Annotated in this window: 22 protein-coding genes; 4 read left to right on the top strand and 18 right to left on the bottom strand. The window is 41.9% G+C overall.

Annotated elements, in window-relative coordinates; genetic code table 11:
* Positions 1-14: 14 nt before the first annotated feature.
* The 14 genes from IGI44_RS19795 to IGI44_RS19730 all read right to left on the bottom strand — a co-directional run bounded on the left by IGI44_RS19795 (position 15) and on the right by IGI44_RS19730 (position 12,865).
* Positions 15-1,145, bottom strand: a complete 1,131-nt coding sequence (locus IGI44_RS19795; protein ID WP_438789648.1) for a sensor histidine kinase — start codon at positions 1,143-1,145, stop codon at positions 15-17.
* Positions 1,145-1,798: a response regulator transcription factor gene (locus IGI44_RS19790; protein ID WP_438789647.1), complete on the bottom strand. Its 654-nt coding sequence runs from the start codon at positions 1,796-1,798 to the stop codon at positions 1,145-1,147. Before IGI44_RS19790 ends, IGI44_RS19795 begins: the two co-directional genes overlap by 1 nt.
* A 15-nt stretch (positions 1,799-1,813) precedes the next feature.
* Positions 1,814-2,356, bottom strand: a complete 543-nt coding sequence (locus IGI44_RS19785; protein ID WP_438789646.1) for a hypothetical protein — start codon at positions 2,354-2,356, stop codon at positions 1,814-1,816.
* A 335-nt stretch (positions 2,357-2,691) separates the two neighbouring features.
* Entirely contained in the window at positions 2,692-3,636 is a 945-nt protein-coding gene (locus IGI44_RS19780) for a nucleoside hydrolase (protein ID WP_438789645.1), read from the bottom strand.
* A complete protein-coding gene (locus tag IGI44_RS19775; RefSeq protein WP_438789644.1) occupies positions 3,633-4,430 on the bottom strand; it encodes an energy-coupling factor ABC transporter ATP-binding protein in 798 nt (265 codons plus the stop codon). The genes IGI44_RS19780 and IGI44_RS19775 overlap by 4 nt, the downstream gene beginning before the upstream one ends.
* Positions 4,427-5,266, bottom strand: a complete 840-nt coding sequence (locus IGI44_RS19770; protein WP_438789643.1) for an energy-coupling factor ABC transporter ATP-binding protein — start codon at positions 5,264-5,266, stop codon at positions 4,427-4,429. The genes IGI44_RS19775 and IGI44_RS19770 overlap by 4 nt, the downstream gene beginning before the upstream one ends.
* Complete coding sequence (locus IGI44_RS19765) at positions 5,263-6,000, bottom strand: energy-coupling factor transporter transmembrane component T (RefSeq protein ID WP_438789642.1); 738 nt, start codon at positions 5,998-6,000, stop codon at positions 5,263-5,265. The genes IGI44_RS19770 and IGI44_RS19765 overlap by 4 nt, the downstream gene beginning before the upstream one ends.
* Complete coding sequence (locus tag IGI44_RS19760; protein WP_016179094.1) at positions 5,993-6,601, bottom strand: ECF transporter S component; 609 nt, start codon at positions 6,599-6,601, stop codon at positions 5,993-5,995. Before IGI44_RS19760 ends, IGI44_RS19765 begins: the two co-directional genes overlap by 8 nt.
* A 134-nt stretch (positions 6,602-6,735) precedes the next feature.
* Complete coding sequence (locus IGI44_RS19755; RefSeq protein ID WP_438789641.1) at positions 6,736-7,440, bottom strand: Crp/Fnr family transcriptional regulator; 705 nt, start codon at positions 7,438-7,440, stop codon at positions 6,736-6,738.
* A gap of 201 nt (positions 7,441-7,641) precedes the next feature.
* Positions 7,642-8,436, bottom strand: coding sequence for a CPBP family intramembrane glutamic endopeptidase (locus IGI44_RS19750; RefSeq protein WP_438789640.1), 795 nt, complete (start codon positions 8,434-8,436; stop codon positions 7,642-7,644).
* Positions 8,437-8,472: 36 nt separating this feature from the next.
* Positions 8,473-9,264: an ABC transporter permease subunit gene (locus tag IGI44_RS19745; protein WP_438789639.1), complete on the bottom strand. Its 792-nt coding sequence runs from the start codon at positions 9,262-9,264 to the stop codon at positions 8,473-8,475.
* Positions 9,265-9,277: 13 nt separating this feature from the next.
* On the bottom strand, positions 9,278-10,255 hold the full coding sequence (locus IGI44_RS19740; RefSeq protein WP_438789638.1) for an ATP-binding cassette domain-containing protein: 978 nt from the start codon (positions 10,253-10,255) through the stop codon (positions 9,278-9,280).
* 608 nt (positions 10,256-10,863) lie between these two features.
* Positions 10,864-12,180, bottom strand: coding sequence for a sensor histidine kinase (locus IGI44_RS19735; protein ID WP_438789637.1), 1,317 nt, complete (start codon positions 12,178-12,180; stop codon positions 10,864-10,866).
* Positions 12,173-12,865 carry a response regulator transcription factor gene (locus tag IGI44_RS19730; RefSeq protein WP_438789636.1) on the bottom strand — a complete coding sequence of 231 codons (693 nt, stop codon included), beginning with the start codon at positions 12,863-12,865 and terminating at the stop codon, positions 12,173-12,175. Before IGI44_RS19730 ends, IGI44_RS19735 begins: the two co-directional genes overlap by 8 nt.
* A 251-nt stretch (positions 12,866-13,116) precedes the next feature.
* On the opposite strand from IGI44_RS19730, the gene IGI44_RS19725 reads away from it, so the two are divergent.
* The 4 genes from IGI44_RS19725 to IGI44_RS19710 all read left to right on the top strand — a co-directional run bounded on the left by IGI44_RS19725 (position 13,117) and on the right by IGI44_RS19710 (position 16,388).
* Positions 13,117-14,076, top strand: a complete 960-nt coding sequence (locus IGI44_RS19725) for an exo-alpha-sialidase (RefSeq protein ID WP_438789635.1) — start codon at positions 13,117-13,119, stop codon at positions 14,074-14,076.
* A 241-nt stretch (positions 14,077-14,317) separates the two neighbouring features.
* On the top strand, positions 14,318-14,791 hold the full coding sequence (locus IGI44_RS19720; protein ID WP_438789634.1) for a GyrI-like domain-containing protein: 474 nt from the start codon (positions 14,318-14,320) through the stop codon (positions 14,789-14,791).
* A 333-nt stretch (positions 14,792-15,124) separates the two neighbouring features.
* Positions 15,125-15,763, top strand: a complete 639-nt coding sequence (locus tag IGI44_RS19715) for a TetR/AcrR family transcriptional regulator (protein ID WP_438789633.1) — start codon at positions 15,125-15,127, stop codon at positions 15,761-15,763.
* Positions 15,756-16,388 (top strand): DUF998 domain-containing protein, encoded by a 633-nt coding sequence (locus tag IGI44_RS19710; protein WP_438789632.1) that lies wholly within the window; start codon positions 15,756-15,758, stop codon positions 16,386-16,388. The genes IGI44_RS19715 and IGI44_RS19710 overlap by 8 nt, the downstream gene beginning before the upstream one ends.
* 77 nt (positions 16,389-16,465) lie before the next feature.
* On the opposite strand, the gene IGI44_RS19705 is transcribed toward IGI44_RS19710, so the two are convergent.
* The 4 genes from IGI44_RS19705 to IGI44_RS19690 form a co-directional block, all read right to left on the bottom strand.
* Positions 16,466-17,347 carry a phytoene/squalene synthase family protein gene (locus IGI44_RS19705; protein WP_438789631.1) on the bottom strand — a complete coding sequence of 294 codons (882 nt, stop codon included), beginning with the start codon at positions 17,345-17,347 and terminating at the stop codon, positions 16,466-16,468.
* Entirely contained in the window at positions 17,337-18,824 is a 1,488-nt protein-coding gene (locus IGI44_RS19700) for a phytoene desaturase family protein (RefSeq protein ID WP_438789630.1), read from the bottom strand. The genes IGI44_RS19705 and IGI44_RS19700 overlap by 11 nt, the downstream gene beginning before the upstream one ends.
* A 505-nt stretch (positions 18,825-19,329) precedes the next feature.
* Positions 19,330-20,277 (bottom strand): peptidoglycan amidohydrolase family protein, encoded by a 948-nt coding sequence (locus tag IGI44_RS19695; protein WP_438789629.1) that lies wholly within the window; start codon positions 20,275-20,277, stop codon positions 19,330-19,332.
* Positions 20,278-20,604: 327 nt separating this feature from the next.
* Entirely contained in the window at positions 20,605-22,407 is a 1,803-nt protein-coding gene (locus IGI44_RS19690; RefSeq protein ID WP_438789628.1) for an FtsX-like permease family protein, read from the bottom strand.
* Between the last annotated feature and the right edge of the window lie 11 nt (positions 22,408-22,418).

The raw sequence follows: 22,418 nt of genomic DNA, 5'->3' as shown, positions 1-22,418 counted from the left end.
ATATACTCAGGCATTTAAAACTGTACATCTTCTTCCCTAAACTGGAGCGAGGCAATCGTCCCTCTTTCATCCGACGTATAGCTCAGCTTGCCATGGTGATAAGTCATAATCTCATGACAGAGGATTACCCCTTTTCCCATCCCAGAGATTTCCTTTTTATTTAAGGAAAGGCCCTGATTCAATTTGTTTAACAGGGGCGGACTAAGCTCGGCTCCGCTATTTCCGACCTGAATCGTCGCTCCATCGGCTTTAATCCAGACCGTTTGACTTTCACGAAGGGCATTTGATAATAGATTGCTAAAGAGTGCCTTTATTAGCACTTTATTTCCTCTGAGCTTCGGCAAAGGTTTCTGAATAGTCAAATGAGGATATATTTTTTGAAAATCGGAAAGACACTCTTCTAGTGAAAACAACTCCACATGAATCGGCTGATCCTTTAAATTACCGATAATCAGCAACTTTTCCACTAGCTCCTTCAAATAAATCGACTGTCCCATGATTTGTTCAGCAACAAAGAATTTTTCTTCTTCATCGGTTTTCGCTCGAATCAGATAATCGGAGTAGCCTTGAATTGTGGTTAGAGGCGTTCTCAGTTCATGAGCGATGTTTTCAATCGGTTGATAGATTTTTTTCATCATTTTGTATAAAAGAAACGCGACGATAACATTGCAGATGCTGAATAAACCGATCCCTTGAAAGATTCGCTGATAATGGTGTTCGTAAACTTGATGGATATTTTTTGCATAGAGCACAGAGATTGTCGTTCCTTGATAGTTTTCGAAGGATTCATGAAATGTCAGAAATTCATTTCCGTTGTTTTTGTGGATTGGCAGGCGTATCCCCTGCTCGCCGCGGAGATTTTCATCGATCGTATTTACCAAAACCTGCTCCTCTTCTTTTACTTCTAAAAAAATAGAACTATCCGCATATTGTTGGCAATACTCAATGATATCATTGGACGTAGCCTTGATTCGATACCATTTTTCTAAAGTATGAATAAGGGTATCCTGTTCGATTCTCGCGAGATCCGCTACATGCTGCAACTCATTTTTAAAATTTCCGCTGATAAAAATGGTCAAACTAAGTGCAAAAACAAGTGCAAACAGACCATGAGCTACGAAATAATATTTACGCCATAGTTGCATCACTCCAACTCCAATCGATACCCGTACTTAAATACGGTTTTAATTGTTTGGCTTAAACCTAGCTTGCTGCGAAGGCGTTGGATATGAACGTCAACAGTTCGCGTGTCTCCTAGATAGTCTATACCCCAAGCAATATCAAGGAGCTGTTCCCGAGATAGCGCGATGTTTTTATTCACAAGCAACGCCTCCAGCAACAAAAATTCCTGCGTCGTTAAAAATAGTTCGGTCGTCTCTTTGTAGATTCTTTTTTCCTCCAGATTAACACGGATCTGCTCCTCTAGCTCAATCCAGTTGTCACATGGATAGTATCTCCGCAAAACAACGTCAATTCGAGCCAATAGCTCAGCCATCGCAAACGGTTTGATAATATAATCCTCCGCCCCTAATTGCAGGCCTTTCACTCGATCCGTAATCTCATCTCTGGCGGTCAAATAAATCGTCGGCAGCTTCGGCAAGCGTTGGATCAGTAAAAAACCATCACTATCAGGTAACCCCACATCTAACAGCAGGAGCTGAAGCTGCTCTTTTTTGATTCCTTGGACAGCCTCTTCACCGGTAAAAAACTGATAGCAGCAGTGTCCAGACTTTTCCAGCGTCCGTTTTACCAGTTCGCTGATACTGCGATCGTCTTCGATTATCCCAATACTTGCCATAAAACCGCTCCTTACTTAGTTTTTCGGATGATCAGAAACTTGGTAGGCACGTTCATGAATCAACAGCAGGGTCTCCTCACTTAAGTCCTTGATTTTAGCTGTTGCTGCATCGATCCCGGCCGCATTACAAACCTCTTCAATGACCTCCTTCGCTCCGTGAAAAGCGTAGATATCCCCGATCTCAACTTCTAGACTCAATGCCATATCCTTCGATTTGTCACTCGCTAAAACCGGTTGCTCGCCTTTCGTAATCAGCGCATCGGCCACCATTTCATAATCAAACATTTCTTCGGTCAATTCGGCATTTGTCACTGTGTCGTAATCCAAATCAAACTTCTCACAGACTTTCCTGATTACTTTTTCAGACAGATACGGTTGGTTTTTGTATAACTCATCTTCTTTTCGAATGGTGACTTCTATCGGTTCACTTTCTGCTTGTTCTAAACTGGCTTCGGTTTTGCCTTGAGAATAGAAAATTCCGGCGATCATTACGCCAATCAAACCTAGTGTAATCATCAGCGTCGTTCCCCATAACTTTTTTTCCTTGATAAAATTCATTTTCCTCATCCTCTCGTTGATCGTTTTCGATTCGTCCTGATCTATTTTTTAGTATAAAGAGGAGTTGTTGCAGAGTTGTTACCGCGAAACACTTTTTTACTATCCCGTAGTTAAATTTGAATCAAATCGACACATTAAGAAGCTTGAATAGTCTTTTTATTATTATACCAATTCAAGAAGACGGTGGGACAGAAACGATGGTTTGATTAGATAGAGAACGGCAAAATAGACAAGAACAACGGCGATTCTCTCTTAGTTGAATGAGAAAATCGCCGTTGCTTTTATTCTTTGTTATAGCGTTTTGGTTTTAAACGTCTCACATTGCTTTTACTTTTTTAGTAAGTCTCTCTGGTCTCTTGATCCAATCTCACAAGTGCCTCTATCAAAACATCCACAAACCCTTCCCGATCGACCTCTTCTAACACAAGGGTCTGCTTCGGTTCTGGTGCGATTCTGCGAAAATCACCATAGGTTAAACCTCGTGCGGGTGAATCATCGGTAATGACGTGGATATTGGCGAAGCTGCCGGTGAATAGTTCTGGCTTTAATAAATAGACAACCGCACACAGGTCATGAATCGGCGAATTGATAAAGCCAAATTGTCGTCCAGATTGATTATAGAAGGACAATAATTCATAGGCTAACTGGCTGACTCTCCCTTTATCTTTTAGTTGATGGATTTCCTCTACCGTGATCTCGGCTTTTTCCGTTACATCTAAGCCGGACATGATGATCGGCAGTCCACTTTGAAAAACGATCTCGGCAGCATCTGGATCGACATAGATGTTGAATTCTGCCAGTGCTGTGTGATTGCCGTGATGAATGCCGCCGCCCATTAAAGAAATTTCCTCAATTTTTGGAAGCACTTCGGGATAATTTTTGATCAAGAGCGCAATATTGGTTAATGGTCCTAAAGCGACAAGGGTTACCTTTTCCTGACTTGCTCGAATTTTTTCGGCGAGAAATTGAACGCCGTTGCTTGATGTAATTGGATAATCTGCACCATCAAAATAGGGACCGTCCATCCCTGAATCTCCATGGGCTTCTGGTGCGGTTTGCAGCGGCTTGACTAAAGGACCTGCTTGACCTGTTGACAATGGAACATCTGCTTTTAGAAAGCTTAAAATATTTTGGGCATTTTCAGTTACTTTTTTTAGTGTTTGGTTCCCGCCGATAGTGGTGATTCCTAGTATATTAAAGCTTTCTGGATTGGCGAGTGCCGCCATGATCGCCAGGGCATCGTCATGTCCGGGATCGCAATCAATCAGAAGGTTTTTCATGCAATGATCCTCTTTTCTAGCTCAGCCATCGTCATGACATCTTGGTAATCAAGGGCTTTGGCTAATTGGCAGATGTAGGGCTGTTTTAAGGCACTTCGTTGCAGCAATTCCTCGTCCCAGAAAATTTCTCGCGGAGTGCCTTCCTTTTGCAGCTGTTTTTCGGCGAAGACTAATACCCGCTGAAACTCCTTGGTTACAAATTCCATATCATGGGTGATGGTAATAACGGTTTTCTTCTTTTCGGTCAAGAGTCGGATCAGTTTACCAAGTAGCTCTGTCGACTCGCGATCCTGTCCGGCTGTTGGCTCATCTAAAATGACTACTTCTGGGTCCATCGCCATCACGGCAGCAATCGTAATGAATTTTCGTTTGGAATAGGGCAAATTGTAGGGATGCTCCTGTAAAACATCCTGCAATCCACAGGCTTCTGCGGCTTCTTGAACTCTTGTTTGAACAATCTCGGCTGCCAATTTTTGTTTCTTAGGACCAAAGGCGATTTCCTTTTCAATACTATCCTGGAAAATCTGGTCGTCGGGATTTTGGAAAACATAGCCGATTCGCTTGGCCATTTGTGCGGTAGTCAAGCCTTTGGTTTCCTTGCCATCAATCAGCACCCGTCCCTGTGTTGGTCGTAATAGACCGTTCATTAATTTGACGGTCGTCGTTTTTCCGGCACCATTTTGCCCGATGATCGCCACTGCTTCGCCTAATTGAAATTCGACAGAAACATTTTTTGTCGCCTCAAAGCCATTTGGATAACTGAAGCTGACGTTTTCTAAGGTTAAAAAGCTCATTGAAAAGCGCCTCCCTTCAATTTTTTGATTGCTTCTTCCATGGTGATTGGGACAGAAGTATTTTGCTTTAAATGCTTCAAATAAAATAGCGATACCTGCGGTAATGCACCGCCATGCTTAAGAATCTCCGGATCGCTTAACACCTGATGGGCGGAACCTTTTTTCACGAGTTGACCCTTTTCCAATAAAATGATCTCATCACAATACTCCGCTAAAAGGTCAACCTTATGCTCTACGACAATAATCGTTTTCCCTTGTTTTTTCAGCATCGCAATAATCTCAAAGACCTCTTCGGTGCTCTGCGGATCTAGCTGTGATGTCGGTTCGTCCAAGATAACAACATCTGGGTCTAACGCGACGATTGAAGCCAGTGCCACTCGTTGCTTTTGTCCACCGGATAGCTCGAAGGGATTTTTTTCCTTTAGCGCCTCTAGCTTGAACAGGGCGATCAATTCTTGAACCTTTTGCTTCATCGTCGCTGGTGAAATACCAATATTTTCCATCCCGTACGCGATTTCCTCTTCAACGGTGTCCTTGACTCCTGATATTTGCGTGAAGGGATTTTGCGAAGAATAGCCGATCTCCGCTGCCAACGAGCCGATATTGTATTCTTGAATCACTTTTGATTTATAGGTGATACTTCCCGAGAGCTGTCCTAGAAACATTTCCGGAATAAAGCCCCGAATAATATTGCAAAGCGTGGTTTTCCCCGCTTGATTATTGCCGATCAACCCATAGACCTTCCCCTGTTCGATAGTCAGATCGATATTCTTGATAATCGCATCGGAATCTAACGGGTATTGATAGCTCACATTCTTTAATTCAGTAATATTCATAGCGGACCTCCTACAAAATAAGCGACCAAGCCTAGCAAACAAACACCCACGATCAGATAGTCCAACGCTGTTTTCTTCATGGAATAGTACGCGGTCTTTTTAATGGGGGCAGAAAAGCCGCGAGCCTCCAAGGTTAATACACGTTCATCGGTTTGTTGGATCGAGGTTAATACCAATGGTCCCATCATGGGAATAAACGCCTTCATCCGCACCAACACAGAACCTTCTGTTTCAATTCCTCTGGCACGCTGCGCATCGGTAATGGTTTGCGAAAGCTTGGTCATCTGTGGCACTAATTGGATCGTAGCAGAAATTACAAAGGTGACCTTCTTCGGAATTCGAGCCTTTTCTAATGCTGCGACGATGTCCTTCACACTTGTTACTTGAAAGAACCAAATAATAATTGAGCTGATAGCGACAATCCTTGAGGACAGGCCGATACTTGTGTCCAGCCCTATTTGTGAATAGCTGATAAACCACCAAATCGGTTGACTATCTTCATTCTTAACGATAAATACCTGAACCAAAAAGATAAATAATACAATGATGAAGATCGATTTGAAGAAAGTGGTTAAAAAACGCCCGATTTTTCCTGAACAAAGGCTCAACAACAGCGCTACGCCAAACAACACATATTGTACCGGCGGAATCGTTGAAAACATACTAATGATAATGATAGTAAGTACAATCATCAGTTTTGTGGAGGGATACCATTTTTCGATCGGGTTAGCCATGCTTCAAAACCTCCTTACTGATGTAAGTCGCACCGTAATTCAATTTAACTAGGAAACGCGGTGGAATACGCTTAACGACTAGATAACTGATAGCAAAATTCAAAATTGTATTGATGGTTCCGGTGATGATATTCGTTGAAAACACCGAATCCCATAACTGACGCCCTGCCGCTAAAAAAGCTGCCGTTACAAGGTCAGTCCCCGCTCCGGTGATGCCGCCAAACATAAACACTGTCACAATTGCGGCTGTTCCCGCTGAAACAATCGTCAACACACCACAGGCAACAATCATCCCAATCAAATGATTGAAAAATTTAAATCGAGAAAAATATCCAGCGAATAGTCCAATACTCATGGAAACCAAACCATAAGGAATCGCCACCGGATTCAGCATCCCATTGACCACATTTCCTAAAAAACCGGTCATCACTCCAACCCAGGGTCCTGCTACCATCGCCACTAGATACGTACCAATCTGATCAATAAAAACTGGAAGCTTTAATATCGTACATAGCTGATACCCGACAACATTTAAAGACACACCGACTGGAATCAGCATCAATGCCTGCAGACCGAAGTCATACCTTAATCCACGTTTCATCTCTCTTCCTACTTTCCTTCTTTTTTGAAAGCAACCCCTCACTTTGTAAGGGCTTCCTTCCTGTTGCCATTAGTATAGTTAAAATGAAAAGACCACGAAAGGTCATGTGTCCCTTCGTGGTAGATAATCGAATTTTAACTGCGCGTTAAGTTCTGCTGCAGTCGTTGCCTTTCCTTTGGTCCAACGTAGATTTTACGATCTATGCTGACGATTTCTTGACTTTCCCGCAGTTTTTTTAAGGCCCGACCGACTGTCCGCACGCTCATCCCAAGCTTGTTGCCGATTTTTTCTCGAAACTCCTGTACCTCAACTAAAGGTTCTCCGCTTTTCAAATGGCTATCGTAATACTGTACCAAATAATAGCGCAAACGATCCACACCGTGAAGCTGGTAAAAGAATCCATCACTACCTGAGCGATGATAAAGATCATCCGCCAGAAGGTTCGCGCTAAGTCGCAGCAGCTCCAAATCCTGCATGATCCATTGATAGACTGTAGCTGACGGTACCCGTACCACCTCTACGTCCGTTAAACAAGTGATCGTAGCGATTATCGCTTCCTTTTGCGCCAAAGTTTCTAAGAGTCCGACACTACCATTGGTTTTATCCAGTTGAAAATAATCGTATTCACTGCCGTCCTCGTAATCCCTGATCCCAACCGCTACCCCGCTGCAAATAAAATAGATGTACGTTGGAAACTCCCCGCGCATCACGATCGGCTCATTTGCTCGAAATCGCATGGTCGGATGATTTTCTCCTAAACGATCCTGAATCCTCGCATAATTGAAACGTTTTTCACTGCCATAGATTTCCCACATATTCTTTAAGCGTTGCTCTTCCAAGAGTGACTCCTTTCATAAACCGCATTCTGTATTTTTACTAACTATAGCATGACGTATTTAGAATACAATGAAAAGATCGTCTTTGATTCACACCAACAAAACGAAACGTATCTCGTTCATTCTACCCATGTAAAGAGACAAATTGAGGCGCGAAAAAAGGCAGTGCGAAGTATGATTACTCGGCACAGCCTTTTTAAAGGTCTAAAACTTTCCATTTGTTTCTAGCGAATCAACGGGCTTCTTTGCATACAGAAAAGAGACAATCAATAAAATCAAAATAGTCAGAACGCCAGTTTCACCGACTAAATACGGTTTGTTTGGTCCGTTAATTGATTGATCTAGTAGAACTTGAATGACAAAGTTGTGGGTAAAGTGAAAGAAGGCTGCCGGCCACACACTTTTTGATTTAAGACTTAAATACGACATCGGATAGGAAATGGCAATACATTGGATCACATAAATTGGTGCTTGGTACCAAATCGGAATATCGGACACATAACCCGCGAGAATCAAAGGTAAATGCCAGAGCGCCCAGATAGAACCAGTTAGAAAGGCTCCTTTGCGATAGCCGAAAAGCTGGAACATTTCACGATTCAAGAAGCCGCGCCAGCCTATTTCCTCTCCTAAAGCGGTGAAGAGGAAAAGACCTAGGTACAAGAGTAGTAGAAACGGCTTCCTTAGAAGCGCCTCAATGAAATTACCTGAGAAGCCTTCTTTTCCTCGTAGGATTAAGTAGATACTGTATGATAAAAGACTGTAGCTAAGTGGAATAACGATTCCTAACAACACATTCTTCAGATTAGCTTTCTTCAAATTGAACCTCTTCACTTCGCGGTAATAAAGCCGCTGAACAATTATCGCAGCAACACCAGGACACCACATCAGGAAGTTAGCCATATCTAACATCTGATAGTTGATAATAAGCACATAGAAAACGGAACTCAGTGCAAAGCAAAGGATCACAAATGTAATAATCGATTGTTTAGTATTGGGCATAAAAATCTCCTTTCAAGAGTCGACATGTTTATTTTGCTACGCAATATCCGCGGTAGCATACAGCCGTGATCCGGCAAACAGCAGAAGTACATCTAAGAAAAGCCAAAATAGAAGAATCATTCCAACCGTACCGGAGGGAAATTCCCAAAACCTTGATAACACAGAAAATGCCGATAATGGATCACAAAGCTGCAGCCATTCTGCTTTTGGAAATAATTGAAAGAGTTGATTCGTAAAGGATGGAAAAACAATTAACCCAATCAAATAGGCCGCAATAGTGATACTTGTCCGCTTCGTAAAAACCAGCAGCCCATGTCCAATAGCGATCATTCCGATATACAACGGAATGGATAAGAGAAGCTGGAGAAAAACTTTTATGACCAGCGTCAAACTGAAGCCGCCGAGACCGAAAAGGAGTGTCCCCACTATGAAGCTTACGATCAAGCACAAGCAGGAATAAACTAAACAGCATAATAATCCAGTCAGGCATTTTGCATAGTATACTTTCCTGCGATCATCAAAATAGGACAAGCTGTTTCGAATCGTTCCGGTCGAATACTCCGCCCCCAGCACAGCTACAGCAAAGGCTAATATAAAGAAAGGAAAGAGCCCATCATCACGCATCTGCTGTAGGAATTCAGCACCATTCCCGGGCAAGGATCTCGCGGCACTGGCGGTGGATTGAACACCGACTCCTCCAAAACCGCTGCTAGATCCCGACATGTTTATTCCAGTAATAACAATAATGAGGATGCCCGCTAAAAGAACATTGCGAACGGCTGCCCCTTTGCATAAACGAAAAATATCTGATTTTATTATATGAACCATCATCTGTACTCCTTTACACTATTTCATCTAATAGACGGATGAAATAGTCCTCCAAATTTATCTTTACTTCATTAGATGAATAGATTTTTATGCCATTAGTACTTAAAAGATCGATCACCTGCGACGTGTCTTTAGAAAAACCGAAGAGTCGAATTTCCTCTGTTGATGGCACCTCAACTTGTGCCGTGTTCAAGGTTGACTGGATTAAATCTCCAGCCTTTACCGCGCTGCTGACCCTCATAGAGATATATCCTTGAACATTTTTGTCTAGCTCCTCCTTGGTAAATTCTTTTATGAGCACTCCGTGATGAATAACGCCATACCTTGTGGCTATTTGCGTGAGTTCTGAAAGGATATGGCTAGAGATTAGGATGGTTAGGTTCCTCTCTCGATTTAGCTGGCGAATGATTTCACGAAACTCGATCATTCCTGTTGGGTCCAAGCCGTTTATCGGCTCATCTAGAATCAATAATTCGGGCTCTCCCATGATTGCTAAGGCCAGTCCCAAACGCTGCTTCATTCCAAGCGAAAATTGATTGAATGATTTGCTCCCGGTCGCGTCTAAATTGACTAATTTCAGGACGCGTTCGATTTCGCTTTGATTCTTGATCGCTCGCTGTATACGGTAATACTCCAGATTTTCCCGTGCTGTCATTTTTGGAAAAAAAGCCGGCATTTCAATCATGGCGCCAATTCTTTTTCTTGCCAGGATCAGTGCCTGTTCCTCGCTGCTCCCAAAAAGCTCAAGATTTCCGCTGGTTGGATGGATCAGCCGGGTGATCAGGCGTAAAAGGGTGGTTTTTCCTGCACCGTTTTGGCCGATAAAACCGTAGATATCTCCCTTCCTCAACGTCATATTTATTTGCTTTGCACCTGCGCCTCCAGAATATTTTTTTGTAAGATCATTGGTTTTTAAAATCATTTCCTTCATTTTCTTACTCCCCTTCACATTGTTTTCCTCACCCACATGGGTCAAATCTGGTGTTCCCACTATAACGATTCAACCTATAATGAACCTTGAATAGTCCATCGTGTCGTCGGTTGGACACAAAAAAGTCTATTTATCGGTTCCAATGAATAGACTTTTCAACTTTATAGTCCGTCGCCGTTTACTTAGCGAAAAAAATGGGGCATTTGTCACTATTAAAACAACTGAAGTAGTAATTTAATAGAACATGTAAAAGAAAAACGTAGTCCGAATTTTTCATTTAAAAATGGATCAAAATAGCAATCATTTCCAATCTCCTATTTGGTGTCATTGTGTCGGTTAGAAAAAAGTATGTTAACAACTGTGGTGAGAATCAATGACAGTACGAGAGAACGCATCAGCATTTCTTTCACCTCCATTTCTGTAATGCCTCTGATGTGAAAGTTACTATACAGCACCTAACTATAATGAACCTATAATCAATAGACTTTTTCATGAAAGGAATTACTATTCGGCTGTTTAGCTGAAATTATTATCCAAATATTTTCTGATCAACTACCACTGATGACAGATCAAAAAAGAAGATTGATTAAGGCTTGGATTTAGAAAACAAAAACACTCGCCAATCATAGGCGAGTGTTCAATCAAAGTCTGCTAAACATGCAGGACAGTTATTTATTAGTCGAGAATTGCTTCTTTAAAGGCAAGCGAATCGTAAACTTAGTCACCTCATTTACTGTGCTTTCGACATTAATGGTTCCACCCAATTGCTCAATGATCCCTTGGGCAATGGATAAGCCTAAGCCATAGCTGCCCTCGTATTTTTGACGGACCTCATTGGTACGGTAAAAGCGATCAAAAATTTTGGGCAGGTCTTTTTCGGAGATGCCATCACCGGTATTCTGAAAAGTAATGATTCCCTCTCGACCTTTGACTTCTAAGGAAACATCTAGCACACCCTTTTCGTTTGTATATTTGCTGGCATTATCAATAAAGATATCGAAAAGCTGCTGAAGTAAGATTTCATCTGTTTTTATGGTCATTTTTGCGATGTTTCTATTGAGCGTCACCCGTTTCTCTTCAAGCTTGGTTTCGTAATTGGCTAACGCATTTATAAGCAGCTGATCCACTTGAACACTCGTCACGTTTAGCTGGTCAAAGCTGCTATCGGCTTTCGCTACAATAAGTAATTTGTTGACGAGTCCATTCATTCGTTTCGTGCCACGAGAGATATTATCCAGCCATTTCAGCTGGTCTCTGATGGTATCCTCCTGACTCGCATAAAGAACATCGACATTCGTTGAAACAATGCTTAGCGGCGTCTTCAGTTCATGAGACGCATCGGCGATAAACTGCTTTTGCTTTTTCCAGGCTTCCTCCATCGGACGCAGCGCACGATTCGTAAAGAAAACAATGACTAAAAAAAAGAAAAGGATCAAGCCTAGCCCCACGACGATTAAGGTAGTTCCCAGAGTCACTAAGCTTTTTTTTGAATCCGTAACATCTAGAAAACGCATGAGATATGTCTCATCCTTTTTCTGATTGTCTTGGTCCTGAGCGCTATTGCCATAATCAAAATTGGCGATAGCAGGTGCAACTACGTATTCCCATTCACGCCCGTTCATCTTTATCACACCACCGTCTTGATGTTTCCAAGTGTATTTTGCGGCTTTATGATACTGCTTTTTTGACAGCTTCAATGCAGAATCTATCATAAACGGCTTACCAGATTTGTCTACCAACATGTTGAAATAGACACCAGCCCCCGGCACGATGCGATTAATTTCCATCGTATCCGCACTCTTCTCGTCAAAGCTGACTTTGCCCCCCGTAATCCGCAGCTGTTCGGTCTGATTCAATTTTTCATAATTATCCGATTTTTGCTTCAAATAGGTTGTTAGAAAAATCGTCGCAAAAGCTGCAATTAGGATAAGCGTCACAAAAACAGTCGTCATTACGATCAGGCGTTTTCTAAATTGCTTAATCATCGACATCACCTTGAGTAAACTCTAAACGATAGCCTAAATTTCGCACAACCTTAATTTGAGCGACGCTCTCTACTTGGCGCAGCTTTTTTCTCAAGAGGGATATATGCATCTCGACATGATTGTCTTCAGCCTCCGAATCATAGCTCCAAACCTTTTCAATCATTCGATCCTTTGAGGTTAGTTGTGGATAATTCGCTACTAGGATTTCCAAAATATTTGCTTCTTTTTTTGTTAAGCTTCGCTCTCCCATCTGCGTCTTCAACTGTAAATTGTAAGGATTCAGTTCAAAATCACCAAAGGAAAGTAAGCCATCAATTTTAAATTCGCCTTTTCGTCTGCCTAGTGCCTTTAGTCGCGCCAGCAATTCTTGGTATTGGAATGGTTTGCACAAATAATCATCCGCTCCGCTATTCAGTCCGTCAACGCGATCCTCTAATTCGCCTTTTGCCGTCAGCATCAGGATCGGAATATCAATACCAGCTTCCCTGGCTTCCTTTAAAATCATCAAGCCGTCTTTATTTGGCAACATAATATCTAAAATTGCTAAATCATATACGCCTGAAAGCAGACAATCCAAACCATATTCTCCCTCTTCTGCAAGATCAACTGAGTAGCCTTGCTTTTTCAAAATTTGAGCGGTAGCCTCCGCTAACATCGCCTCATCTTCAACTAATAAAAGTTTCATTTAGCGTCCTCCTTCTTCCTCTTTTTCTACAAAAAGTTGGACCAACCTTCTCAACGCTCCTCTCAATTATATAGGATGAACCTCTAATGAAGCTTGAATCGCCAAACATAACGCGCGTAATGAAACGATTTTTACAAATACTATAGATTTTCTTCAATTATTGTTGCCCCATGAATGTCTTTTTCAATTACAGCTTCATTATAGGTTCGCCATTTATAGTGGCTACATAAAATAGAAATGAGGTCGTGCATATGAAAAACAGGAAAATCCCCAACAGTTCAGCCAAAATAACCTGGTCCACCATTCTACGAGATATTCCTTTTACAGTAAGAGTAGTCGTACTCACGATATTGATCGGGCTTTCAGTCGTCTCCTACAATATCGGAAAGGCTGTGACGGAAGCAAAAGCCAATAGTCAGACGGAGGTCACCTTTCCAAGTAAACACAATAAAAAAACGGCGGTAGACGATGTCAAAATTCGCCGAAACAACGGGCGCTGGGAGTTCTCTTCTGATGAAGGTCTTTCATGGTCCACCACACCGCCTGATGGCATTTATGAAGACGATGATGGCCGTTTGCGCTACCAAAATTCCAAATCAGAAACCATCACCTCCACTAAAAACACCTTTAAATTTCCCTTCAGTGATCAAAAGGGAAACAGTACGATTATGAAGCAGGAAGATGGGAAATGGACCTTCTCCTCTGATGGGGGAAAAACCTGGACGGAGGAAAAGCCAGAAGGTGTGGCGGTTGATAAAAATGGGAAACTAACTTGGAAAAGCACTGACGGAAACAAAGTCTCCACCTTCGATCCAAAAGAAAAGCAATGGAAATATTCTGAAGATGGCGGAAAAACCTGGTCAGACCCGCTAAAAGAGATCGAAGACTGGCTTGAAAACGGCTTTACCGTTCCGGTTGAAGGCGGCGTATCGATGAAAATCAACGATGGAAAAATCCAATATTCCACGGATGGCGGAAAAACTTGGACAGATCAAGCCCCTGAAGGCTTTGAAGAGAACGTGAAATCGATGATTACCAAGCAATCTGAAGGCGGAAAGACACTGTATTCAACCGATGGCGGCAAGACCTGGTCGGAAGAAAAACCTGAAGGCTACGAGATTCCCAACGTTCAGGATATCTTGGACTCCCTTCCCGACGACATCCTGCCAAAGGACGAAGACTTAGACCAAAACCAAGCCACTGCAGTTTAAAAAAGAAAACCAAGAGAGGTTGATGCCTCCATAAGAAAAGTATGGCACCAACCTCTTTTTAAAAACTCTTGCTTATTACTTCTCTGCCTAGTCTTACTGATTCTATTAAACAGTGATAAATGACGAAGTTAATCGTTCGGTGTATCGCCATGCAGGAAGCAAACTGAGCATTGGAGAACAAGCCAAGCGTCGGTGAATTTGTTATGCTTCTTTTAAAGACAACGGAAAAGAGGATTTTATCATGACAAAAATCGCTGATATTAGGGTCAAACAATTACCTGAGCAGCACCTGCTGACGCTTCGCAAAACGATCAATTTCTTTGAAGACTACGCAGAGTTTATGGGCGAAGCCATCAGTAGAATTCTTAAGCTGATTGAAGAAAACGAGGCATTCCCCAGCAGCGGTCCCATCGTCTGCTTTCATAATGTTGACTTGGAGGCATTAGAGGTAGAAATCGGTTTTGCCACTCCGAAACCTCTCAAAGCGCGAAATGAGCTGCACACTCTGACCCATCCGATACGCACAATCGCAGTAACAATTGATCGAGGCCCCTATGAAAAACAAGATCCAACACTTGAAGCTCTTATGAAATGGATCCCCGATAATGGTTATGAAGCAGTCGGTGGTATTTACTACCATTACTTAAATGACGAAAAGCAGCCAGAAAATGAGTATTTGACTGAGATGTATATCCCGGTTCAAAAAAACAGTTGATTAATCAACGATGCCCAACAAACTATCCACGAAATTTTCGGATAATTTGTTGGGCTTTTTAACTGAATGTAGGGGTAAAACGGGTGCTCTAACTTAAAATATTTAACTGGACTATCCGTCTGTAAGGTATCAGTTCTATGCATTTTTTATGAACGTTTAAATCTTGATTCTTCTCCCAAGCTCAATACTGAAAATACCTGTGTTACCAGCAGAAAAAGAGACAGGCATGGAATTTTTTCGGGGGACTTCCCAAAAATTCAATTGACAGGCTAATAACCATTAGCTAAAATGGAAGAAAAGCTAATAGTCATTAGCCAAAAAGGAGTGTGCACCATGAGCAACCTTCCTACAAAAGAACGAATCCTTGCAGAAGCCTCTCGTCTCTTTGCCCAAAAAGGCTATGATACGGTCAGTGTTGAGGAGATCGCACAAGCCGTTGGGATCAAAGCCCCCTCTTTGTATAAGCATTATAAAAATAAGCAAGAAATATTTGATGCAGTTGTGCAAAAAATGAACCAGCGCTACAAAGAAAATATGAACAAGCTGCAGATGAACGGGCAAGATAGCCACACTGACGTGAACTTTTTCGAACGTATGACAGAAGAACAGCTTGTAGAACTAGGGAAAAACTTATTTGCTTTCTTTTTACATGATGATTATGCGGCAAATTTTCGCAAACTGTTGACAATCGAACAGTTTCAAAACAACGAGCTGGCCGCAATGTTCACGAAGCAATACGCAGACAATCCACTTTCCTATCAAGGAATGCTGTTTTCGATGCTCATACAAGCAGGTGTCATGCAGCCAAGCGATCCCCAGATTATGGCGCTGCAATTTTACGCACCAATTCATTTGCTGTTGACGATTTGTGATCGGCATCCCGATAGAGAAGCAGCTGCATTGCAGACACTGGAACAGCATATCCACCAATTCAACAAACTTTACCGAACAGGAGAACCTACTCATGGCTAAAAGAAGAGACCTCATTCAATGGTTGGGCCTATTTGGCGTTATTAGTTTTCTCTCATACGTCACGGCGCTAATTTTCAGTCCGCTAGCTTACCCTGGCTATGATTGGATGGCCCAGGCGGTCAGTGATCTAAGTGCAGAGAATTCCCCCTCCAGAATTTTATGGAACCAGCTATCTTCCCTGTCTGGTATTGGCAGTGTGGTCTGTATCATGCTGGTCTGTGTCTATATCCAAGGAAAACTGACCAAGTCTTTGCGCATCGGGATCTACCTTTTCGCTGTCATGCTGTGGTTATCAGCGGTAGGTTATACTATGTTTCCTCTGACCGATAGCGGCTTTGCCGGCGCCTTTCAAGACCTCATGCACGTAGTTGTAACGGTGCTGGTCGTTGGGCTCTCCATTGCTTCGCTGTTGACTATTATGATTGGCAGCTTCCGTTCTGAAGACTACCGATCATTAGGAAAATGGGCAGCCTTCGCACTCCTGCTCATGGTCGCTGGAGCAATCGGGATTAATGTCGTTCCTACTCAATACTTCGGAATTCCTGAACGCTTCAGCGTGATTTCCGCGATGGGTTTTAATGCGATTCTTGGAATTTATTTGTTTCGAGGGTTTGTGGAAACGTGAGCCCTTTTTTATAACAAAAAGCTCATCTTAACACCCTAGAATTCTGTTCTAAAGGTTACTAAGATGAGCTTCATTTATTAAGAGATAGTTGCAATATTTTTTAGTTCACTATTGATTTCTTTAAACACAATAAGCTTCCGAGATGCCTTCACTGCGTGCCTGCGGGTAAACACTTGATAGTCATTCTCACGAACAGCATTCAAAATCTCCCGATAGAGATAGCTAGCTGCAAGTAATGGCCCTCGACAATCCTCATCGATCAACGGCATCATCTCACGACTTTTTTCATAAGCTGCTTCTGCTCGTCGTGCTTCGTACTCCCAAAGAGCAATGAAGCCTTGCGTTTTCTGATGGGCGTGAATAGCCTCGTTCGTGACATCGAATGCGAGCATTTTTTCCTTTGGTAAATAAATACGAGCTTCTGCCGCATCCTCCCCAATGTCGCGTAAAATATTGGTAATCTGCATCGCTTTGCCTAGCTCCTTGGCTTCTTCAACAATGCTTTGCCATTCTTGAGAAAGGATCGGCAGCAGCATCAAGCCAACAGATCCAGCAACATAATAACTATACTCTTCTAACTCCGCTTGGGTTTCAGGCTGTTTAAAATGAGCATCGCGCCGCTGTCCTTCCAGCATGTCATAAAAATAGTTGATATTTAGAGGATAGTGTTCAAAAACCACCGCTAGCGCACGCCACATGGGCTCATCCGGACAATCTCCATTTTGGAATTCCTCCAGCTGTCTGCGCATCTCTTCTAATTTTTCCGGCGCTTTTTCTACATCAATCAGATCATCCGCCTGACGACAAAAAGCATAGATCGCATAGACACTCATCGCCTTTTGCTCTGGTAATTTCGAAAACGCGGCATAAAAGCTCTTCGAATGATGTTTGATAATGCTTTCGCAAACAGCAAAATCTTCTTGCTGCTCCAGGAACTTCTCAGCTAGTTTATCGGTCATCGCGCATCAGCTCCTCCACTGCTAATTTGGCACTTTGCATAACGATTGGGACCCCTGCTCCCGGGTGGGTACTGCTTCCGCAAAAATACAGGCGATCTGCATAATTGAACTTATTGTGGGGACGGTAATAGTTGCTTTGCTTCAATGTTGGTTTCAAACCAAATGTCGCCCCACGGTAAGCATTAAAATTCTGATCAAAATCTTTTGGTGTATAGTGTTCCTCAAAAACGATATGCTCTTCAAGATCCGTAAAGACCGTTTCCTGTTGAATCTTTTGAATTACATGGTTCCGATACTGCTGAATGGTTGCTTCCTCCCAGTCCGAGAATTTCGACAATTCCGGCACCGGCACCAAGACATACAATGTTTCATGCCCCTCTTTTGCCATCTCAGGATCTAGTAGTGTCGGCACGTACAAATAATAGGAAGGATCATCTGGCAGCACCCCTTGATCAAAAATGTCTGAAATATTTTTTTCGAAATCAGTAGCAAAATGGATCGAATGCAGCGCTTCGGCATCGTATTTTTTATCTAATCCTAAATAGAGCAGAAAACAGGAGCAAGAATATTCCATCTGATCAATTTTTTGATCGGTATACTTTCCGCGATCTTTTTCATTTGGCAATAAATGCTTCATCGCATAAGGAAAGTCAGCTCCACAGACAACTGCATCCGCCAAAATAGCTTTATCCGCCACCTTGATCCCTATTGCTTCTTTGTTCTCAATCAGAATTTCCTGAACTTCCGTATCACAATAGATTTCTCCTCCTAACTCGACAAAGAGACGCTCCAGCCCTTGAGCCAGTGTGTACATGCCGCCCTTCATAAAGTGAATCCCATACAGCAATTCAATCATGGGAATAATCGTGTACAAAGAAGGCCCTTGATACGGTGAAATACCAATATAAAGTGTTTGGAATGCCAATGATTTTCGTAAACGATCATCTTTGACAAATTTCGAAATAGAACTATACGCATCGCCGAAGGTCTTCAGCTTCAACCCATTTAATAGTGATTTTGGATTGTAAAAATCCCAAAACGAGCGAAATGAACGCATAATAAACGATTCTTTTGCGATCAAATAGCGCTTGTAAATATCCGCCAGAAAAGCAAAATAGCCTTGCGCATCCTCTTCAGATATTCCTTCCAGCGTTTTCGTCAATTCAACTAAATCCGATGAAAAAACTAAGGGCTCATCCTCAGAAAAATACAGCTTCAGCATGGGATCAATCTTTTCCATCGGAATGTACGCATCCGGGTCTTTCCCGCAAAACTCAAAAACTTCTCGATAGATATCCGGCATCATGACAATGGTCGGTCCTACATCAAAGGTAAATCCGTCCTTTTTAATTTGATTCATTTTTCCGCCTACTTGGCTAGCCTTCTCAAAGAGTTGTACGGAGTAGCCTAATTTTTGCAATCTCACTGCGGCAGAGAGTCCAGCGACGCCTGCACCTATTACTATAACTTTCTTCATAGACACGCTCCTTTTATTAATATCTTATTATTTATCATCTGATAAGTAAAAAAATACGTTTGGCGGGCAAAATTGGACCATCTCCACAAACGAATCACGTGCTTTACTTATGGAGACACTGCCTTCATCTGATCGTCAAAAGAAAAATGACCGGTTAGGTACAAACGGACAAAAACGGCATGATCAATGTACCTGTTTTCCCACTGAAAACAGGAGAAAAATAGGCGTTTCTCCATGCTAAAAAAGCTGCCAGGAAATTTCCTAGTCTATTATTGAAGTAAGAAAGGCTTCGCGAACTCGCTCAGCTTTTGAGCAATAAGACCAAAATATTTCTAAATTGTTTCTCAAATTTCGAAATATTTTTGCTTATTGCCGATAAAGCTAGTTCGTGAAGCCGGACATGGATATTCCTGCTGTAAAGCGATTTATTTATGTGAAAATTTTATACTCCCTTTAAGTACAAAAAAAGATCGCCTCAACAGCGATCTTCTCTAAAATTAGTTGCTTAATATTTGAATGCTTTTACAGCAAACGCATTGGCTCCGGTCTTTTTCACTCGAGCCTCAATTTCATTTCGAACGATTGGTGTATCCACATCATTAAATCCTTCACCCTTCACACGAACATCCCAAGTACCATAAGCATTCGCATACCCATAGGTTTGATCGGACAACAAGATATCTTTTAAGAAATTGCGCAAATGAGGCACCATTTGATCTGTTTGAGCTTTGGTCAAGTTTCTACACTCAATAGTAGATACTGTTTTATCTCCATTAACAATCGCAATATTTTGTTGCATATACCCAGGCTGATACGTACGTAGCTCTTGTTGTGTACGAGCTGTAGCTTCATTTAATTTCTTATTGGTCGGGTTGCAAGTAATGAGCATGGTATAACGACCATCACTTTGCTGTCTTGCTTTCACTTGATCCCGTAATAGTGTCCAGCAATATTGGGTTTGAATCCAGGCAACCATTGTTTTTGCTTGGTCATTAGAAATGTTATCAATCGCAATCCCGTTTTTATTTCCCGGATTGACACTTCCGCCTTTTAGACGGTAGCAAAACGTTGGTGGTCCTCCCATCCATCCTGAAGCAGCCGTTTCCCCAATCCCATTCAATGGATAGGTACAATGAATAATTTGACTGTTACTTAAGAAGACACCTGTATGTCCATTAGCTCCACCACTTGCACCTTTCGTTCCAGAAACGAAAATATCGCCTCTTTTTGCTTCACTTCGGTTGATCGGTTGTAGCAAACTTCCTTCTAATCGGTATAAACTTTCCGTGTTCCCAATGGAAGTTCCTCCCGGTAAAAATCCTGCTTCAATTAGCGCAAAATAGACCGCTGAGCTACAATCATAACTATTTGGACCTAACCGATTAGTCATTGAGTATGTCACCCGACCTTGTCGAGCTCTGAACCAATTAATTACTGCTTCTGTACTTGCCATTATATTTCCTCTTTTCTTTAAATTATTAGAAGTGGCCTCTTCTGACTATTATATTACCCGAACGTACGTTCTGATTGTTGCCAAAAAAAAGACATCCCTATTCCTTCTGTCTGTCTATATTTTTCATAAAGGTGTCGTCTTCTATTTATTCTTGTGTATAGATAAAGGAATCCGTACCGCTTCATTTTGTCTATGCTGAAGTTTCCGCATTCGTTTATCAATTTTGGGAGGTGATTTTCTTACCACGTTAAAAGCGTTCCAAAACCACTTTCAAATCAAAATAGACTAAAAAGCCCCTTCCAGACTAAACTGGAAGGGGCTAGCATTTTAGGCTTCGCGTTTCATAACAATTCCTGTGTAGATCCACACGGTTAATACATAGTAGATAAAGTATAGAACAAAGAAGATCAGAAACGGTACCCATATGTTACTGTAGGGCTCAGTTAATAACGTCTTAAAGAGCTGTAGTCCGAACAAGACATGGGTAACCCCTAATAATCCCGGAACTAAAAATAAGATTCCGATTTCTTTGCGAATCGATTGCTTCAATAGCTGACGCCGTGCCCCGATTTTTTCCAACATACTGTAGCGTTGAATATCGCTTTTCGCGCCAGATAAAATTTTGAACATCAAGCAGCTGGCTAACATTGTCAAAAAGGCAATTCCAAGGAAGAAGCCCATAAATTCAAATCCTGAGAATAAGGCGTTGTATAGGTCATAAACCAAGACTTTTTGATTCATAGTTGTTTGATTCTTATCCAAAGTCGGATTTTTACGGAAATTTTCTTCGGCCAAAGCTTTTAATTTACCTTTGTCCTTTGCAAAATCAGCAACGGTGATCAGACGGATTTCTGTTGGAGTTCCTGGTAATGCTGCAAAAGCGTCACTAGATAAAAATTGATGTTTCTTCGTACTTTGTTCTGGTAATTCTAACGACCGTAATTGATCAGAAGCACTCAAATCATTGGCTAGCTGTTCCCCTGTGTAACGTACTTCTTTTGTTTGACGACTAGCTGAGAACTCCTTGACGACCAATGGTTTTTGGTCAAACTGTGAACGATCATAATAAACATTTTCATTGTCCTCTTTTTGCTGATAAACCGCATCTGAAGTCGGTTTAATTGTGTCCAACTCGGAAGCACTGAAATTTTGCCCATTATTTAACACGAGATCATACGCAGCTGTTGATTCCGTCATTTTCATAATTTCGTTATGAAAACCTAATCCAACGGTAATCGCACCGAGAGCCAAGGCAAAGAGCATAGCCACCATTGACAAAATTCTCGTGTAATCTTGAATTCGGAAGCTCAACTGCGACAACGTGAAATTGTTCAACTTCTTCAATGCGATGCTATCGCGGCGTTTCAGTAAATCTAGTACAAAAATCAGGATGGAATGGAAGACAAAATAGGTTCCTAAAATAATCGTGATCAACGCTACGATCAAGGCTAGGAAGGCCAGCTTCATTACTTGCGTCATCATGAAATAGCCGATTCCTAAAAATACGATCCCTGCGAGTACTTCCAAGACCAACGTAATAATTTTACGATTTGCTGGCAATGGGGTTTCGCTGGCTTTCAACAAGTTTAAGATCGGCTTTTTCACGATCGTCATGGCATTTACAAAGGCCGCTAGTAAGAAGATTACTGTGAAAAAGATCAACGTGAATACTACAGCTGAAGAATTTACAGCGGTAAAGTGAGTGATCTTGATAGCTAGCTGTTTAACCAATAATTGCTGCACAACACCACTCAAGCCAATACCTAACAAGGTTCCGACAAGTGTCGCACTAACCCCTACTACAAAGGTTTCAATAAAAATCAGTTGAGCGATCTTACGACCTTTTGCCCCCAACATCATAAACATCGCGTAATCCTTCTGCCGCATCGACATCAAGAAGGAATTAGCATATAAAATATAGACAAAGGTGATAATTGAAAGCAGGACGGTCCCTAAGTGAAAGATCATTACTACTGACGAGATCATCGAATTGCTTTCTAAGAAGGTCTTATTAGTCGCCAGACCCTCAAACATATAAAAGATTCCGGACGCCACCACAAGGCCTGAAAAGAGCACCACATAGTCTCGCAGACGGCCTTTGATTCCAGCGAGTGATAATTTTAAAAGCATCGAATCACCCC

Source organism: Enterococcus sp. DIV0756, from assembly GCF_051710745.1.
In the GTDB taxonomy this organism is placed as follows: domain Bacteria; phylum Bacillota; class Bacilli; order Lactobacillales; family Enterococcaceae; genus Enterococcus_A.
This window is presented reverse-complemented; position numbering and strand designations above follow the sequence as displayed.